Consider the following 17,705-nt stretch of genomic DNA (forward strand, 5'->3'; position numbering starts at 1 on the left):
AATTGCTCCTTTGTTAATTCTAATCAAATATAGTATAATATAGATATTGATACTGTTTGTAGTATCAAAATAATATTTTTTTATGGTGTCAGAATGTTAATATTAAATAATGGTGTACTCTATATGCAAATATATGAGTATTTTAAAAACGAGATAATTAATGGAACTTACAAAGCTAATAAAAAACTTCCTAGCAAGAGAAATCTTGCAAAAGAGTATAATATCTCTTTAAATACCGTGGATAACGCCTATTCAAAACTCTTGGAAGAAGGATTTATTTACTCGAAAGAAAGACAGGGTTTTTTTGTTTCTGATGTTGGAGAGCTTTATGTCTTAGATAGCAAGCCAATTCACATAACAAAAGAAGAAGAAAATATCGAATATGATTTCTCATACAGTGGTGTAAGTGAAGAATTTCCTTATAAGATATTCAAAAAAATATCTTCAAATATTTTCGACAATAAAGATATTTTAGAGAAAGTTGATTATCAAGGTTATCTTCCACTTAGAACACAAATTTCAGAATATCTTGATAAATCAAGAGGTTTTAAGGCCGACCCTTCACAAATTGTAATTTCAAGCGGATCTGAATATCTTTTCCAAATTATTTTTAAATTGATTTCGGGAAAATTTGGAATTGAAGACCCAGGATACAACATGCTTTCCAATATCATGGATACAAATGATATAAATTATGAATTTATATCAGTAGATGAAAATGGAATGAATTTAACAAAATTAAAAAAATCAAAGTCAGATTTTTGTGTTATTACTCCAGCTCATCAATTTCCAACCGGTGTTATAATGAATATGCAAAGACGTGTTGAACTCTTGAATATGAAAAGGATAAAATATGTAATCGAGGACGACTATGACAGTGAATTTAAGTATTCAAAAAGACCCGTTCCAGCATTAAAATCAATTGATGTGAATGATAAAGTGATTTATATTGGCTCTTTTTCAAAGTCAATCTCTCCAAGCTTTAGAGTGAGTTTTATGGTTTTACCATTCGATTTGGTTGAAAAATATAATAAAATTTTCAAATTTTTCATCTGTCCCGTTTCAATTATGGTGCAAAAAATGCTTACAACTTTTATAGAGTCTGGGGAGTTTGAAAAACATCTTAACAGAATGAGAAAAATCTACTCTAAAAAACGACAACTATTAATGGATATGTTAAACGAAAGAAAAGATATCACTATAAGAGGTGCAGATGCGGGGCTTCATATTGTTTTAGAATATCCAAAAACTTATTCAGAAGAACATATTATAAAAAAAGCAAAAGAAAAAAAGATAAAAGTTTATGGACTTGGCTCTTATGGAACAAAAAGAGAAATACCTTCAATTTTATTAGGTTTTGCAACACTTAGTGACGAAAAATTAAAAGAGGGGATTAAATTATTCCTAGAAATATAGGAGGTTTTATGGAATTTAAGGAGTTTGATTATAATAAGTATTTTGAAGAAATAAAGAGAATCTTTAAATCTGCAAACTGGTCTGCATATCTAAAAGATGATGAAAAACTAAAAAGAGCTTTTAAAAATTCACTTTATCTTTTAGGTGCTTTTGAGAATGATAAATTAATTGCATTTATTCGTTGTGTTGGAGATGGCGAACACATATTACTTATTCAAGACTTGATTGTAGATTCTGATTACTATAGGCAAGGAATTGGAACAAAACTATTTAAGTATGTTTCAGATAAATATAAAGATGTTAGAACTTTTTGCCTTTTTACAGATATTCACGATATTAGAGATAATGAATTTTACAAGTCTATGAAAATGGTTAGGATTGAAGAAAAAGATATGATTTCATATATTAGATAGTTTTATTTTCCATTAAAAAAGCTGTGAATTTTTTCACAGCTTTTTACAATCATCAGTTACTTTTTCCATCTATTTCAATTATTTTTCAACAAGTTCGGCAGATTTATAATTTATCTTATCTAAGAAAACGTCTAAAGTCTGATTCCCTGCCACTAAAGTATATTTATTATTTTCTTTTATCCCTTTTGTACTCACTATAACAGTTTGATATTCCGATTTTGGTTTATATTCTGTTAAGGTTTTTCCTGATTCATCCAAAACTTTCAGATTTTCTTTAGTTTTTTTGTCAAATTTCATCAACATACTTCCCTGAGTTGAAGAATCTCCAAAACTTTTAACTGTTGAAGAATTTCCAGCACCTACAAAAGTTCCTCCACTTATTTTAGCAGAGCCTTCATAATTCAGTACTGAATTTTCGCTGTTATTTGAACTTTCTACAATAGTTTCTCCTCCAGTTACGGAAATATCACCCTTAGAATTTAATCCATTTTTTTCGGAATAAACACTAACTTTTCCACCACTTATTTGTATATGTAGAGAATCTGGCTCAGTATCTTTTTTGCTACTTGCAAATATGCCATCATCTTTCGAAACAACCTGTGTGTTTCCGCCTCTTATGTCTATATTTTCGCTTTCGATGCCGTTATCTCCACTTTTTATATTTATATTTCCATTGTTTATTGTAACTTTTGAATTTGAATTTATTCCGTCTTTTCCAGCGGAAATCTTAAATTTTCCATTTGCAATATATACTCTGCCTTTATTACCATCTCCAGAAGCTTTTAATCCTGTACCTTTCTCGCCAGACTTAATATCATATTTACCATCGGCTATTGCTACAGAATTATTAGCACTTACAGTATTTCCAGCAGTATCCATTGCATACTTTCCATCTACAAAGACTACCTTATCTTGAGATACAATTCCTCTACCATAAGGTGAGAAAAGATTTAAAATTCCTGTACCGTTAAAACTTAAATCACTCTTTGAAAAAATAACTGAATCCTTGTTGTCCTCTTTATTATATTCACCTTTTAGTTCCAATTTATTATTAGTGTCTGATGCTAGAGTAATAATAGTCTTTTTAGCATTTTCAACTAAAATAGGACTTCCTTTAGATGAAGAAAGATCAACTCCCTTCAAGACAAGTTTTACTTTATCATTACTTTTTGCATTAACTACAATTTGACCATCATCGAGTTTACCGGTTAAAATATAAGTTCCTCCTGCAGAAATAGTTATAACATTTCCAGAAACACTTACATTTTCTCCTTTTATTTTAGAAATATCACTTAAATTCAAAATTGTACTATTTTTTTCATCGACCATCGCATCATAATCATCATCAGCAAAAATATTTGACTTGGCATTTGAATTAGTTCTATTTACTTTCATATTTTGCATCGAATGTGTATTGGTTTCTTTTGTAGGTTTACTACAAGCTACCAAACAACCAGACAATATAGCCAAACTGAATAATTCAACTACCAATTTATTAGCCTTCATATGTCCTCCTTAATACTATTTCAACACAATTAAATTCTTATTCATATTTTGTAATTACATTTTACAAAAGTAACCTTTGATTAACCTTAAATATATTTTTATTTTAAAAGATATTTTTGAGTAAGAAAAAATGATGTATCAAGGAAAATTATATGATAGGAAGATTAACATAAACATTAAATTATACAAATTAGACTACAATAATTGATGTATCTACGATACATTTCACTTTTGCTTTTACATAAGCAAAAGTGTGAGATTTTCACAGTCGATTGTACTCAAATCAAAGATTTGAACAATCTTTGTGTCAGACCTACTATAGATTATTTACAAGTAAATAATCTAAGTTAGGGCTAGATTCATTCCGCTTCGCCACAGTCAAAATGACGTATTTGGAGAAATCTTCGATTAAGAGCTGAACGTGAATGGTAAATTATCTTCAAAAAGTATTAAAAAGTTCGAAAAAAGGTAAGAATTATTAAGAATTATTTGAAAAACCAATTAACTCACGTCATAATTCTTGGCAAAGAGAATCTTCCCAACACGTCATCTCGACCGAAATGAGTGAAACGAATGAAGTGAATCTAGTCCTAACTTTGCTTGTTTACAAGCAATAGTAGGTCTGACGGAGTCATTGTGTACAATGACTCTGGAGATCTCATAAAGCCCAGTGATTATATATGTAATGATTGTAGTTGACTATACTTTAATAAAAAAATGAGATTTCCCTATTTCGATTCGCTACAGTCGAAATGACGTATAATGTAAATATCTTTGTTTAAAAGCTAGACGTTAAAAGTAAATAAACTTCAAAATGTATTTAAAAGTTCGAAGAAAATTATTTAAAATTATATATTAAAGAAAACACAAAAAAGAGCCATTAATTTATTAACAGCTCTAATCTATATTATTCAATTTTTATAATTTAACTGTAAAAACAATTTTTTCTCCATCAAAACTGTCAGCAGAAATTTTTCCCTTATGTTTTAAAACAATTGATTGAGCGATAGAAAGTCCAATTCCATATCCTCCAGTTTTACTATTTCTTGAACTATCAGTTCTGTAAAATCTTTCGAATAGGATATTATAGTTTTTAATTTCTAAATTGTCTGCCTCATTTTCTACAGTAAATACTATTTTTTTATTTTGCCTTGTTAGTCTTACATTTATATCACTATTTTCTTTTGCATATTTGATAGCATTATCAAGCAAAATTCCTATGACCTGTCTAATTAATTTTTCATTTCCTTTAAAAGAAATTCCATCTTCAATATCTGTGACTATATTTTTATCCAAACTTAAAGCATAATCTTTTACATCTGTAACACAATCATTAAGCACATCAGAAAAAGAAAAATCTAATTTATCTAAGTCATCGGATTCTTCAAGTTTAGTAAGTGAAATCAAATTACCGATAAGTCCATTTAATCTATTTACCTGCTTATGAATATTTCCTGTCCACTTACTCTCCCCACCTTCCATTTCAAGCACATCTGCACTTGTCTTTATTATAGCAAGCGGTGTTTTTAACTCGTGGCTTGCATCTGTGATAAAAGCATTTTGCTTTTCATATGCTTGAACCATAGGTGCAACAGCTTTTTTTGATAAAACATATGAAAAGAATGTAACAAGTCCTAAAACTAAAAGGCTTATAATAACACTATTTCCAAGATTTGAATAAAAGACATCAAAATCTTTTACAACATCTACAAAGGCAATCAACTTTCCCTTATCCGTATTTTCAACCATATATTTAAAACCCTTGTAATAGCCACTATGTTTTCCTTTTGCTAAAACTGTTTTTGCATAATCAACAGCATCAGAAGCACTTGTAAAAAAAACATCATCTGTATTAACTGTTACAATATTTTTTTGATTATCTGTTCTAACTGTAAAAAATCTGTTAGAAAAGTTCTTAAGATATAGTGTCTTTTTTTCGTCAGCATTTTCATTAACTACTGCAAAACTTGGCATAACTCCATTATTTTCAATTAATGTTTTTAGTAGTTCATCTGAACTATGTTTAAGATTATAGAAGTTAGCAATATTTACAAAAGCCATAATTGCCAAAACTACAATGGAGATAATTCCAACTGAAAAATAGATAAACTTTTTTCTAAGTTTACTTTCCATTTATAGCCTCCAAAGAGTAACCAACATTTCTAGTTACTTTTATCTCAACATCTGCATCTAGTTTTGCAAGTTTCTTTCTAAGATATGAAATATAAACCCAAACGACACTTATATCAGAATCTGTATCATAACCCCATATTTTATCCATAAATGTATCAGCTGAAATAATATTTGAAGGTGTTGACATTAACATTTCAAGCATTTGAAATTCTTTGTTTGTAAGTTTGTAATTGCCCTTTTCTGATGACAATTCAAAAGTAGTTCTATTTAAAGTAATATTTCCAAATGTCAAAACATTGTCTGTTACATTTTCTTTTCTTCTAGTTATTGCTCTAAGTCTAGCGAGCAATTCCTTAACTTCAAAAGGCTTAGTAAGATAGTCGTCTGCTCCACTATCAAGTCCCACAATCTTATCATCAAGTTCAGACTTTGCAGTAAGCATAATAACTGGAATACTATTTCCATTTTCCCTTATAGTTTTTAAAACAGTAATACCATCAACTTTCGGCATCATAATATCTAAAACAACAGCATCATAGTTTTCCGCTTCCAAATAAGTAAGAGCTTCTTCTCCATCATAAACGACGTCAACAGAATACTTATTACCTTTTAGAATAGCACAAAGACCATCTGCCAAATCAATTTCATCTTCACAAATTAAAATCCTCATAAAAACACCCCGTATTTTTTCTATACTTTTTTTCTATACTATAACAGTATAACCTTAAAACAACTTAAAATCAAGTATATAAAAACTGCACCATTTTCTTAAATTCAAGATTTAGGTGCAGTACAAATTTTGTAATTTAAAAATATTTATCCTCTCAACAATTTCTTGATTCTCTTTTTGTTTATAAATAAAATATATACAAACAAAATCATATATATTACAAATAAAATATATCTAATAATATTATTTTTGTAAATCAACTCAAAAATTAAAATCATTGGAAAAGAAATTGCTAGACAAGTAAGAATTGTCTTTAAATCAAAAAGCTTCTTATATCCCAATTTACATATAGTATTATAATGAATTAAAAATAATACCACATATCCTGCTAAAGTCGTATATCCTGCAGCAATATAGCCATACTTTCCTATAAAAATATAATTCAAAACAATATTAACAATTGCTGCAACTGTAGTTCCCATTGCAACAACTTTCATTTTCTTTTCAAAAAATTCTACTTGAACAAACATTGTATATGCGAATTGGAATAAACAACCAATAATCAAAGGCGGTAAAACACCAACACCTTCAATATACTTTTTTCCACCTAAAAATAACATAACTTCAGGGGCAACTAATAGTATTCCAACAATCATTACAAAGAACAGTCCAAAATATTTAGTTGAATATTTTTTTATTAATCTTTTATTACCTTGTTTTAAATTATCGAGAACCCAAGGAGCCCATGCCTTGTTCATTGAATCCAATAGAGCATAAATTATTACAGTAATTATATAAGCAACACTGTAAATTGCAGTATGCTCTGTCCCTGCCATTTTGGTAAGCATAATCCTATCAGAAGAACCTAATACAATCAAAGATAATTGATGTGGCACTAGAGGTAAACTAAAAAATAAAGCATATTTAAGATACGATTTTTTTATAGTCTTCCCTCTTTTAACAATTAGAATATACATAAATAGTCCAATGACTACATAAGGAATGTATTGACCATAAACTCTTCCATCTAATTTATTATTACAAAGAACAACTAAGAAAACGGAAAGTAAACTTGTAGATACTACAATTAAACCCGTTAATAATGAAAATGCCTTATATCTATAAAAAGCTCTTTCAGTTGTTATGAAATTATAAAATGCCTCTTGAAAAAGAATAAATAAGAATATTATATGGAAATATTTTTTATCTATTCCTGTAAAAGCACTTATCTGATTACCAAAAATCAAAAAAACTATATAAAAAGAAATTGTTATTATATTCGATAAAACTAGAGCTGAAAAAGAATAACTAGGCAAATCCTCTTCGTAATCAAGTTTTGCTCTAATTATAGAAGAATGTATATCACATGCAAAAAGGATAGACATTACAGCTACCCAACTCGCAATATTATTATATTGTCCATAATCATCTTTGCTCAAAACTCTGGAAAAAATTGGTGCAGTAATAAATGCAATCGATCTAAAAAGAAAATTGCTTATCGTATACCATATTCCTGATTTTAAAACTACATTTCCTTTAACCTTTGACATACTTCCATCCTTTTATTGTTTCTATAATACTTATATAAAATAGCTATCATAATCCAAAACTCTGTTACATACCAGAAAGATAAAGATAAGAATAATTGGCAAGAAACTGTAAAGAATACTATATAGAGTTCTCTCCAAAGTCTATCTTTACATAAAAACATCTTTATTGTCTGAATTAATAAAAATACTAGAATTCCAACTCCTACTAATCCAAAACTACATACCATTTCTAAAACTATATTATGTGAATATCCTACAAAGTGTTCAGGAAATACAAAAGGTCTATCTCCATATGCACCATAACCAAATACCCAGTTATCTTTTATTGCTTTTCTAACTAATGTCCAAATTTCATTTCTACCACTATCGTCCGTGATACTTGATTCAAGTAGTTTTGTTATAGTTCTAGTTTTCAAACCAAGATTTTGGAAAGTATTTATAAGAAAATCATAAATTTCATTTTTAAATAAAAATATAAGTCCTAAAACTCCAATTATTATAGTTATTTTTTTCAAACTTTTTCTTTTATTATCAAGATGTATTGAATTAGAAATAGCCATAAAAATTAAAAATAATATTGGTAAAAACAATGCACCTCTTGAGCCTTGAAAAAATATCATTCCTATACAAAGTATGCTTAAAAGCAAGTCTTTTGGTTTTTTTTCTTTCATATAAACGTAAAGAAAAACTATTGTAGGAAAAATCAAAGTATATCCAAAACTCAAACTATATAATCTTGTTACCTTTGCTCCCACATGGTTTACGTCAACCCAATATCCACGAATAAGTCTTGGAATATAAACTGAAATAAATATCTTTAAGAAATTTAGATATGAAAAATTTTTAATTATTTTATAAAAATCTTTAGGATCATCTAAAATGGAAAAAAACAAAAGTGCATAAATAGCTGAATCCGGTCTAAAAACTCTTAACAATCCATATTCTTTTCTAAAATAGAAATATCTATATTGAGGAAAAAATACATAATTAATTAGAAAACTCAATGCAGAAAAAATATAAATTAAGAAAAATAATTTACTATCTTTTAATATCTCTTTATCTTCTCTATAATATCTTATTAATAAAAGTATTGGAAAAGAAGCTACTGCGAATAATACAATTTCTCTAGGATTTCCTTCAATATTCAATCTATGAAGAAAAAATCTAGCTGCTGTAAGAAAAAAGTCGCTAAGTAACCATAAAAATACCAATAATTTAGGAAAATTTTCTTTAGTTATTGAAAAATGTAATCTTCTTTCTCTAATACTTAAAAGCATTTTTTAACTCCTGTAAAAATAGTTCTACTTCTTCTTCTTTTGTAGACCAACTTGTTACTAATCTTATCTCAGTATGTTCTGAATCTATCTTCTCAATTGTTTCCCAATCAAATTTATCTTTTAATTTAGCTAATATTTTATTAGGAAATACAAAAAATTGTTGGTTAGACGGGCTTTCAATTCTTGATTTCAAACCTAAATCTAAAATCCCTTTTTTTAACTTAATTGCTAATCTATTAGAATAAGCACCAATATTCTTATAAAGGTCACCTTCCATTAGTCTTTCAAATTGTAATCCTAATAACCAACCTTTAGCTAAAACTCCGCCTCTTTGCTTTGCAATATATCCAAAATCTTCTTTTAATCTATCATTAATTATTACAAGTGCTTCACCAAATAAAGCCCCATTTTTTGTTCCACCTATATAAAAAGAATCACATAATTCAGCTAGCAACTCATAAGTAACATCAGAGCAATCAAGTGCACTTGCAAGCCTTGCCCCATCACAATATAAATACAAATTATGTTTATCACAAGCTTTTCTTAAATTATAAAGCTCTTCTTTTGTATAAACTGTTCCTACCTCAGTCGTTTGACTTATGTAAACTAATTTAGGTTTTACAATTAGTATTCCTGCATGGTCCCAATTTTGCTCTCCACAAGCTTTTTCAATATCTTCAACTGTTACTTTCCCATCTTTTCCTGTAACTTCAATACACTTGTGTCCTGTTGCTTCTATGGAACCAGTTTCATGAACACATATATGTCCTGTCTTTACAGCTATAACAGCTTCATGGGGACGTAAAAAAGCACAAATTGCTACCAAATTAGTTTGAGTTCCGCCAGAAAAAATACGAACATAGGCATTTTCATTTTTTATTTTTTCTCTAATCAACTTTATAGCATTTTCAGTATGATAATCTCTTCCATAAGGATTGTTATTTTCAAAATTATTATTAATCATTACTTCTAAAATTTCGGGACAAGCCCCATTGCTATAATCGTTAACAAAACTTATCATAACATTCCTCCGAATTATAATTCATCCAAATATTGTTTATAATAAGGCCATCTTCCCTCTTTAGTAGTAATTTGTTCGGCATCTGGGTCAGCACCAGGATTCCCTTCAACTAATTCTACTTTATAATCCTTAGTTATTACAACATCCCAACCTATATATCTCATATCAAGAACTACTTTTGCAGCCCTTTTAATCGTATCTACAACTTCATTCCAAATTGGAACTTGGAAGCCTACTATTTGAGTATTTGAATCTGGATGGAAGATATGCCAATCATTATTTTTATCTAAACCTTTAGTACAAACTATTCCAGTTTTTGGATCTACATAAGAAGCAATTCCCATATGATGAAAATTATCCGCTATTTTACCTTTCCTCCCAATTCTTAGTAATGCACCAATTATTTCAACTTCACCATTAGCTCTAACAAAAGAAACTACTCTTATACTATTTATAGAAGTATCATTAAAATCAGACATTTCCTTGCATTGATTTAAAGATTCTTCGCAAAGAATATTTTGTTTTTTATACTCCTCAAAGCATTTTTCTACATCTTCTATCTCGCTAACAGAAACTTTCTTTACTCCTAAACCAAACATTCCACAAGGGTCTTTTGCAAAAAAGGTATCCTTACCATCTAAAAATTTAATAAAGTCTGATAAGTTTGCATCTTTTGTATCTATCCAATCTCTTTGTAAAAAATCAGCAAACTTCTTATCAAATTCAGGTTTTTGGTCAAAAATATATCTATGTTCTGGATTATTTGCTCTTTGCATCATCTCTATTAATCTTCCATGAACAAAATATTTTCTTCTTTCTGGTTTTGTCTTCCAATAAAAACCATATTGAATATAGTCGAGCAAATATACTCCATGAAATTTCCATTCTACAACAAAATCAAAGAAAACTCTTATCTTCTTAAAAAATGATATATCCTCTGGTAAATTAGATGTTATATCTCTATTAAATCTTGATATTTTACTAAATAAACTTTCTCTTTCCATAATTTTTCCCAATACCTTACTTATTTTTTATTTTATAAAATTGTTCCCAAATTTCATCTTCACATTCTTTAGAAATTTCTTGTTTCGACTTATTAAATTCATGTTCTAGCTTAAATTCTGCACGTTTTTTAACTAAAGATTCAAAATCTCCTATTACTTTAGCAGGTACTCCTCCAACAACAGAATTATCCGGAATATCTTTAGTAACACAACTTCCTGCTGCTATTACAACATTATTTCCAATTTTTACATCATACATAATCTGTGAATTAGAACCGATAAATACATTATCTCCTATATCTATACAACCTACTTTTTCAGTAAATTGTCCTCTGCCAAGTCCATTTAACATGTAATGTATTACATCATGAGTAACAAAATTAACTCCTGAAGCAATCCAAACATTATTTCCAATGCTAATTAAATTAGGATACAACGGTATTTTTCTTGAATTTATCATCACTCTATTTCCACATTTTCTAAAAACATTATGTTTTTTCAAATATTCAACTCTCTTCATTGGTGATTTTATAAAAAGAGTTCTTAAAATCATAAAATATCTGGAGCTCATTTCTACTCACTTTCATTTTTAAAAATTTTTATAAACAATCATTTAATATTTTTTTAATATTTTCTTCTCCAAGTCTTTCCGGTGTTCTTCCATTTGCTCTCATATCCACACCTAAAGCTGAACTTGCAATTTCTATTAGAGAAGTTGCTATCGGAGTTTTTATTCCTAAAGATTTTCCTAAAGATTCTAACATTACCAAGCCTTGAGGAACATCTTCAGTTATATATCTAGAATTAACATTTGTCGGAGCCTTTGCTCTTGTAGGCATAGAAGCATAAGCAAAGAAAACTTCTTTTGCATCTTGACTGTCATCTAATGAATTTCTAAATTTACAAGCTTCAACATAGGACATTCTTTTTAAACCTAATTTTTCTAGAATATTCATTTTTTCATCATCCAAAGCTTCCAAAATGTTCCAAACATGTTCTGTAAAAGCATAGTGATACATGCAAAAATTTTCTTTCATAGAGTCAATCATTGGAATACTTAAGACGGAGCCGATAGTATGTACTATCATATTAGGATTATGCAATCCAGCTTCTGCTACATTTTTTAAATAGTGGAAAGGAAATCCTAATTTTTCCAGTTTTTCTTTGGCATATTCTAAATTTTTCACAGGATATACTCCAAGTGGATTTCTTACATTTCTAAAACCAACTCTAAATTTCCCGTTTTCAATTATTCTTCCGTCAATAAAAGAGCTTTGCGCTTCAACTATTGTAATATCTTTTTTGCAATATTTTAAAAGATATGCTGTTGAAAAATATCCAGGATTTATTAGAATGATTTGTCCATCAACTATATATTCAGATACTCTTTTTATGACCTCTTCATGATAATTAGTTTGAATATAGATTAAAACTATATCCATTTTTGAAATTTCAGACAAATCTCTTGTAACTTTGGAAATATAACCTACTTTTTCTACCTTTTCCTGTTCATCAGGATTCATACAACCGTCATCTCCAAAGTCTATTAGAGTCATTTTTCCATTATTTTTTTCAAGATAATTAAAATTGTCATCATGTATAGAATTAGATGTCTTTATTAAAGTAACATCCAGTCCTCTATATGCCATATCTCCTGCAACTGCACAGCCTCCATTGCCAGCACCTACAACAGCTACTTTCATAAATTCCTCCTAATTTTGACTATATTGTAAAGTTTTTGTTATAAAAACTTCTTCTAATACTTCATCTGTTAAATCTCCAAATGTAGGACCAAAAGTTATTTGATTAGCTCCTGGTGTAACATTGTATTCAATGAAAACCGGATCTCCACTTTCATCAATGCTAAAGTCCCAACCAATTAATTTAAAATGAGCTAATTTTCTATGTTCATTTTTAACTATTTCTATAACCTTATCAAATGAAGGTACAAATCTACCCTTAAATTCAATTCCTTCATCAGTTTTTTCAATCCATTCAGCTTTTCTATTTACTCCCTTTTCTTGAAGTGTTCCGTCAGGATTAATTACACAAGCATATCCACCTGCACCAATATTGTCAACTCTAGCACCTTTTGCTCCAATTCTCAAAATAGATGAGAGTATATGAACTTTTCCTTTAAAGAAAAATGAAATTACTCTAACTGTATTTAGAGATGATTCATTTAATTCATTTAAAAGAGCATGCTGTTTTACAAAATCTTGAGCAATAAAATTTGCTTTAAGGTCATCAAAAGCCTGTGAAATAATTTCTCTTTTTATATTATTTTCATCAAAAAAAGTTATAAGTCTTCCTTCGCCGCTATCTATAGACGGTTTTAACATAAATTTATTTTCTTTTAAGCAAATATCCACCGCTTCTTCTTTAGTTATCGGATTAAAATCGGCATCATAATAGACACTTGCTATATTCATTATAATTGTTCTTGGTCTTTTTATATCTCTAAACCAAACTGAATGAAGACATTTATCTTCTCCAAATCTTCTAAATTGCGGGTTACTGAAATACGGAACTATAACTCCATAAAATAAATCATCAGGTATGTATCTAGGATCTAAATCATGACTTCTATCCCAAAAGATTTGATACCACATTTTGGCGGGTTTTAGCCCATATTTTTTCCAATAAGGTATGACTATTTTTTTATAGTCTTCTGTACAGTCATATCCTCCATTCATCCTTTTTAATCTTAATTTTGCAGACTTTTCTGGCTTTATGTTTTCTAAAAGTTGATTCCATAAAAAAATTAAAATCATCTATTTTTTTTCTTACTCCACTTCTCACAGAAATTCTCCTTATCTAATGATTTTTACTTCATTATATTTCATCATATATATATTTTCATCATAGTTTCCAATTTCAACTTCATTTTTTATTCCCTTTAAGTTAGAAATAATCATCTTCATATGATTACATCCACTTTCATAAGCATGAGGATAACCGCCGCCAAATCTTGGATTAACTTCTGAAATGTAATATTCTCCATCAATTTCAAAAATGTCAATATCTATTTGTCCTCTATATCCTGCAGATTTTACGAAATTCTTAACTAAAGTAAATAGTTTTTCATCTTTAAAAGATACTGACTTATCAGTTTCTCCTGCTCTCATAAGCAATTTTTTCTTTGCAAAAATCGAACAAATTTCTCCACTTATTAAATCTATATAGACATCAACTCCAAATTCTTGTCCTTTTAAAAATTCTTGAATCATTAAATTATCAGAATTTTTAAATAACAAATCTAAAGTTTCCATATTTTCAACTTTATTTATTGCGACTGATGCACTTCCCTTAATGGGTTTTACAAAAACAGGGAAGTCAATTTTGTTATTTTCATAGTCTTTTATAAATTCTTCTCTATTATCATAGCTTTTTGCAGTTTTATATCCATTTTCAGTCAACCAATTAAACATTCTAATTTTATCCAAGCTCATTTCACATAATTCATAAGGAGAACCTATAATTTTTACTCCTAATTCTGCAAATTTTGCTTCATTTTTAGCTAATAGAGATAGTTCGGGATCTATTAAACTTAAAACTCCAGAAATTTTTTCTTTTTTGCATATTTCTAAAATTCTTTCAATATATCCATCTGAAAAAATCCCCGGAACAATATAAAATTTATCTGCTTCATAAATGGAAGGAGCTAAATTGCTCATATCTGTTGCAATTACTTTTCCCGTTCTATTTCCATTTTTATCTACAAGATTTCCTTTAAAATATTCAATTATCTTATTTCTCGTCCCTGAACTCAAGACTAAAACATTAACTTCCATAATTTCTCCCATAAATTATATATTTTTATTTTTTAAATAATCAAAAAACAGCGGTGTTCCACCAGTATGAATAAAAAGTATATTTTTACCTGAAATATTATTTTTTTCAATATACTTCTCCATTCCATTATATGCCTTTGCAGTGTAAGTTGAATCCATCGGAATCCCATAATTCGAAATCATATTTTCTATGGTCTTAGAAATATCATCATTCATATTTCCATATCCATTTCCTACATAATCATCAACAAATATTGTTGACTCTTCTATTAAGCTTGAATCTTTTTCTATATTTTTTTCGCTAAAATATTCATAAATACTTGATAATACAATATCTCTTCCTCTTGGATTTTTTCTGGCAATACTAATTCCGACAATTTTTCTGTTATCATTATTAATCAATTTTCCACAAACAAGACCTGCCTGAGTTGTTCCAGTTCCTGATGCAAAGAATATATAATCAAAAGTAATTCCATTTTCTTTTTCATATTCTTTTATTTCTTCATAGCAATCTACATAGGCTCTTGTTCCCAAGTTTCCATGTCCACCACCTTGAATAAAATAAGGCTTCTTACCAGAATTTTTCAAAGATTCTAATGTTTTCTCTATTGTATCAGATACTTCATTTACAGAAACAACTTGGATTTTAGCATCAAATAAATTCATCATACTTTGATTGAAAGTCTCTTCAAATGCTTCTTTAGGACTGATTATATAACATTCCAATCCTCTTTGTTTTGCCATATTTGAAATTATTCTGCAATGATTAGAGCTTCCGCTTCCATAGGTTACAACAGAATCAAAATTTCCTCTATCAATTTCATCAAAAAAATATTTTGCTTTTCTTGCTTTATTTCCACCAAATGAAAAAGGGATTAAATCCTCTCTTTTCATACAAATAAAATTAGAATTATAATCTCCCAATCTATGAATACAAGTTTTATATTTTTTCATATTATTCCTTATCTACAACTTCAAATTGTATAAGTCCTTCTTTGTACTCTTTTCTTAAAGTTTCAAAATCAGTGTAGTGAATGTATATATTATCTCCAGATTCATCTGTTATTGTCAATAATTCATTAACTTTTTTTATAGTATCACACATTTCTTCACAATCTTTGCCATAAATTTTGACAATTCCCATATTAACATTTGCTCTTACGGAGTCACCTTGTCTTTTAGGCATATCAATTACAACATTATTTAATTTTAAAACTTCATCAAGACCTTCCATTTTGTCTACGACCGCTTCATGAGTAGTAAATAAATCATAAGCTCCAGCACATTTAATATAAGCACTGTCTAAAGGCTTAGGAAGATCAGATTTTTTATGTTCCTTTCCTAGAGCAAATTCTATCATCCATTTATAAGTATTAAATCCTGAAATTTTTTCATGAACTGCATATATTCCCGGGCCCGCAAATCTATGTCCCATTTCTAAAGCATAAAAATGTCCGTCATTATCATACATTAATTCAGTCCAAGCTATTCCATTTTTACAACCTGCATCTTTAAAAACTTTAATAAGAGGTTCGTTTACCTCTTCTAAATATTGTTTTAAGTGACAAGAAGATATATATTCTATTGAATATAAATTTTCTGCCATTCTCGGTTCATGATGCATAGAAGTATAATATGAAAGCACAATTTCGCCATCAGCTATTACATAATATCCTGTGTACTCTCCACCTTTTAATTGTTTTTCAACGATTATATTTTCATTATCTGATATTGCTCTAGCTTTTTTATATCCTTCAATTAATTCTTCTTTATTATTACAGTAGCTCATACCTCTGTTTCCACTTTTGTCTACAGGTTTTACTACTACGGGATATTTAATATTCTTTAAACTATCTTCAGATAATTCATCATTAAGATGATAATCTTCCGCAACTCTAACACCATGTTTCAAGCATAAGTCTTTAAATTTTCTCTTATTCCTTGAAACTTCCCAAGCATTATCGCTTGAACAGTATAAAGGCAAGTCTAGTCTTTTACAGATTTCTCTACAATTTTCAATGTTAAATTCACTAGCTCCAGCTAGAATACCGTCTATATTTTCTTCTTTTATTTTTTTTATCAAAATTTCAATATCAGTAGTGCTAATATTCCACGCTTCATCTGCTATTTCCTTTGTTGGAGAAGTTGTCATCAAGTCTGTAACTATTACATAGACACCCATTTTCTTGGCTTCTTCAACTAAGTGAACGGTACTAAAATCACTACCTAATATTAATAATTTTTTGCCCATAAATCTCTCCAATTTTGCTTATTTACATTGATTTTCTATAGTCATCAAAACGTCCAATTTTATTATCAGAACCTTGAATAATATCTGATTTTTTTACAACTTTACCAATAGTTTGAAATACAATACTCAAATCTCCAGTAAAACTAATATTATTCACATAATCTATATCATAACCTAAAGTTTCTTCCCAAGAAGATGCATTTCTACCATTAATTTGAGCCAATCCACTAAGTCCCGGTCTTACATCATGTCTATGCATTTCTTTTTCTGTATAATAGGGAATATATTCTTCTAAAAGAGGTCTTGGCCCTATTATTGCCATATCTCCTTTTAGAATATTAAATAATTCAGGCAATTCGTCTAAAGATGTGGCTCTAAGTCTTTTTCCAAAAGCAGTTAATCTTTCAGAATCAGGAAGCCATTCGCCATTTTCATCTTTTAAATCTTTCATAGTTCTGAATTTGTAAAGTTTAAATATTTTTCCGTTTTTCCCAGGTCTATTTTGTGTAAAAATTACTGGACTTCCAAGTTTAATTCGAACTAAAATAGCTACGATAATTAAAATTGGAGAAAAAATTATTATTGCAAAAAATGAAAGAATAATATCTAATAATCTTTTTATGAAATTTTCATAAACTTTTGTTTTTCTTTTCCTATCCAAAGTTATACA

16 protein-coding genes are annotated in these 17,705 nt (G+C 28.6%); 2 read left to right on the plus strand and 14 right to left on the minus strand.

Features of this window, described 5'->3' with window-relative positions; translation table 11 throughout:
* The first annotated feature begins 93 nt into the window (after positions 1-93).
* Together WFJ11_RS06825 and WFJ11_RS06830 are read left to right on the plus strand one after the other, a co-directional pair.
* Positions 94-1,416: a PLP-dependent aminotransferase family protein gene (locus tag WFJ11_RS06825; RefSeq protein ID WP_338817293.1), complete on the plus strand. Its 1,323-nt coding sequence runs from the start codon at positions 94-96 to the stop codon at positions 1,414-1,416.
* Between the two features lie 8 nt (positions 1,417-1,424).
* Entirely contained in the window at positions 1,425-1,829 is a 405-nt protein-coding gene (locus WFJ11_RS06830) for a GNAT family N-acetyltransferase (protein ID WP_338817294.1), read from the plus strand.
* Positions 1,830-1,907: 78 nt separating this feature from the next.
* On the opposite strand, the gene WFJ11_RS06835 is transcribed toward WFJ11_RS06830, so the two are convergent.
* The 14 genes from WFJ11_RS06835 to WFJ11_RS06900 form a co-directional block, all read right to left on the minus strand.
* Positions 1,908-3,335: a carbohydrate-binding domain-containing protein gene (locus WFJ11_RS06835; protein WP_338817296.1), complete on the minus strand. Its 1,428-nt coding sequence runs from the start codon at positions 3,333-3,335 to the stop codon at positions 1,908-1,910.
* A 918-nt stretch (positions 3,336-4,253) separates the two neighbouring features.
* The gene (locus WFJ11_RS06840; protein ID WP_338817297.1) at positions 4,254-5,468 is read right to left on the minus strand and encodes a HAMP domain-containing sensor histidine kinase; all 1,215 of its coding nucleotides are present in this window, start codon (positions 5,466-5,468) and stop codon (positions 4,254-4,256) included.
* Complete coding sequence (locus tag WFJ11_RS06845) at positions 5,458-6,138, minus strand: response regulator transcription factor (protein ID WP_009354435.1); 681 nt, start codon at positions 6,136-6,138, stop codon at positions 5,458-5,460. Before WFJ11_RS06845 ends, WFJ11_RS06840 begins: the two co-directional genes overlap by 11 nt.
* A gap of 146 nt (positions 6,139-6,284) precedes the next feature.
* Positions 6,285-7,688 carry an oligosaccharide flippase family protein gene (locus WFJ11_RS06850; protein WP_338817298.1) on the minus strand — a complete coding sequence of 468 codons (1,404 nt, stop codon included), beginning with the start codon at positions 7,686-7,688 and terminating at the stop codon, positions 6,285-6,287.
* The gene (locus WFJ11_RS06855) at positions 7,664-8,965 is read right to left on the minus strand and encodes an O-antigen ligase family protein (protein ID WP_338817299.1); all 1,302 of its coding nucleotides are present in this window, start codon (positions 8,963-8,965) and stop codon (positions 7,664-7,666) included. Before WFJ11_RS06855 ends, WFJ11_RS06850 begins: the two co-directional genes overlap by 25 nt.
* Complete coding sequence (locus WFJ11_RS06860; RefSeq protein WP_338817300.1) at positions 8,949-9,986, minus strand: threonine aldolase family protein; 1,038 nt, start codon at positions 9,984-9,986, stop codon at positions 8,949-8,951. Before WFJ11_RS06860 ends, WFJ11_RS06855 begins: the two co-directional genes overlap by 17 nt.
* A 14-nt stretch (positions 9,987-10,000) precedes the next feature.
* Complete coding sequence (locus WFJ11_RS06865) at positions 10,001-10,990, minus strand: sugar-transfer associated ATP-grasp domain-containing protein (RefSeq protein ID WP_338817301.1); 990 nt, start codon at positions 10,988-10,990, stop codon at positions 10,001-10,003.
* A 16-nt stretch (positions 10,991-11,006) separates the two neighbouring features.
* Positions 11,007-11,561, minus strand: coding sequence for an acyltransferase (locus tag WFJ11_RS06870; RefSeq protein WP_218015457.1), 555 nt, complete (start codon positions 11,559-11,561; stop codon positions 11,007-11,009).
* A gap of 28 nt (positions 11,562-11,589) precedes the next feature.
* Positions 11,590-12,693: an NAD/NADP octopine/nopaline dehydrogenase family protein gene (locus WFJ11_RS06875; RefSeq protein WP_338817302.1), complete on the minus strand. Its 1,104-nt coding sequence runs from the start codon at positions 12,691-12,693 to the stop codon at positions 11,590-11,592.
* Positions 12,694-12,702: 9 nt separating this feature from the next.
* Entirely contained in the window at positions 12,703-13,764 is a 1,062-nt protein-coding gene (locus WFJ11_RS06880; RefSeq protein ID WP_338817304.1) for a sugar-transfer associated ATP-grasp domain-containing protein, read from the minus strand.
* A gap of 39 nt (positions 13,765-13,803) precedes the next feature.
* Entirely contained in the window at positions 13,804-14,784 is a 981-nt protein-coding gene (locus WFJ11_RS06885) for an ATP-grasp domain-containing protein (protein ID WP_338817306.1), read from the minus strand.
* A gap of 15 nt (positions 14,785-14,799) precedes the next feature.
* On the minus strand, positions 14,800-15,738 hold the full coding sequence (locus WFJ11_RS06890; RefSeq protein WP_338817308.1) for a 1-aminocyclopropane-1-carboxylate deaminase/D-cysteine desulfhydrase: 939 nt from the start codon (positions 15,736-15,738) through the stop codon (positions 14,800-14,802).
* Position 15,739: 1 nt separating this feature from the next.
* Positions 15,740-17,035 carry an ATP-grasp domain-containing protein gene (locus tag WFJ11_RS06895; protein WP_338817310.1) on the minus strand — a complete coding sequence of 432 codons (1,296 nt, stop codon included), beginning with the start codon at positions 17,033-17,035 and terminating at the stop codon, positions 15,740-15,742.
* Positions 17,036-17,057: 22 nt separating this feature from the next.
* Complete coding sequence (locus WFJ11_RS06900) at positions 17,058-17,696, minus strand: sugar transferase (protein ID WP_338817311.1); 639 nt, start codon at positions 17,694-17,696, stop codon at positions 17,058-17,060.
* Positions 17,697-17,705 lie beyond the last annotated feature (9 nt).

This window comes from Parvimonas micra (genome assembly GCF_037482165.1).
Classification (GTDB): Bacteria; Bacillota; Clostridia; order Tissierellales; family Peptoniphilaceae; genus Parvimonas.

Coding starts and splice junctions, on each gene's coding strand:
- WFJ11_RS06825 (WP_338817293.1), top strand. CDS start 94: ATGTTAATATTAAATAATGGTGTACTCTATATGCAAATATATGAGTAT.
- WFJ11_RS06830 (WP_338817294.1), top strand. CDS start 1,425: ATGGAATTTAAGGAGTTTGATTATAATAAGTATTTTGAAGAAATAAAG.
- WFJ11_RS06835 (WP_338817296.1), bottom strand. CDS start 3,335: ATGAAGGCTAATAAATTGGTAGTTGAATTATTCAGTTTGGCTATATTG.
- WFJ11_RS06840 (WP_338817297.1), bottom strand. CDS start 5,468: ATGGAAAGTAAACTTAGAAAAAAGTTTATCTATTTTTCAGTTGGAATT.
- WFJ11_RS06845 (WP_009354435.1), bottom strand. CDS start 6,138: ATGAGGATTTTAATTTGTGAAGATGAAATTGATTTGGCAGATGGTCTT.
- WFJ11_RS06850 (WP_338817298.1), bottom strand. CDS start 7,688: ATGTCAAAGGTTAAAGGAAATGTAGTTTTAAAATCAGGAATATGGTAT.
- WFJ11_RS06855 (WP_338817299.1), bottom strand. CDS start 8,965: ATGCTTTTAAGTATTAGAGAAAGAAGATTACATTTTTCAATAACTAAA.
- WFJ11_RS06860 (WP_338817300.1), bottom strand. CDS start 9,986: ATGATAAGTTTTGTTAACGATTATAGCAATGGGGCTTGTCCCGAAATT.
- WFJ11_RS06865 (WP_338817301.1), bottom strand. CDS start 10,990: ATGGAAAGAGAAAGTTTATTTAGTAAAATATCAAGATTTAATAGAGAT.
- WFJ11_RS06870 (WP_218015457.1), bottom strand. CDS start 11,561: ATGAGCTCCAGATATTTTATGATTTTAAGAACTCTTTTTATAAAATCA.
- WFJ11_RS06875 (WP_338817302.1), bottom strand. CDS start 12,693: ATGAAAGTAGCTGTTGTAGGTGCTGGCAATGGAGGCTGTGCAGTTGCA.
- WFJ11_RS06880 (WP_338817304.1), bottom strand. CDS start 13,764: ATGATTTTAATTTTTTTATGGAATCAACTTTTAGAAAACATAAAGCCA.
- WFJ11_RS06885 (WP_338817306.1), bottom strand. CDS start 14,784: ATGGAAGTTAATGTTTTAGTCTTGAGTTCAGGGACGAGAAATAAGATA.
- WFJ11_RS06890 (WP_338817308.1), bottom strand. CDS start 15,738: ATGAAAAAATATAAAACTTGTATTCATAGATTGGGAGATTATAATTCT.
- WFJ11_RS06895 (WP_338817310.1), bottom strand. CDS start 17,035: ATGGGCAAAAAATTATTAATATTAGGTAGTGATTTTAGTACCGTTCAC.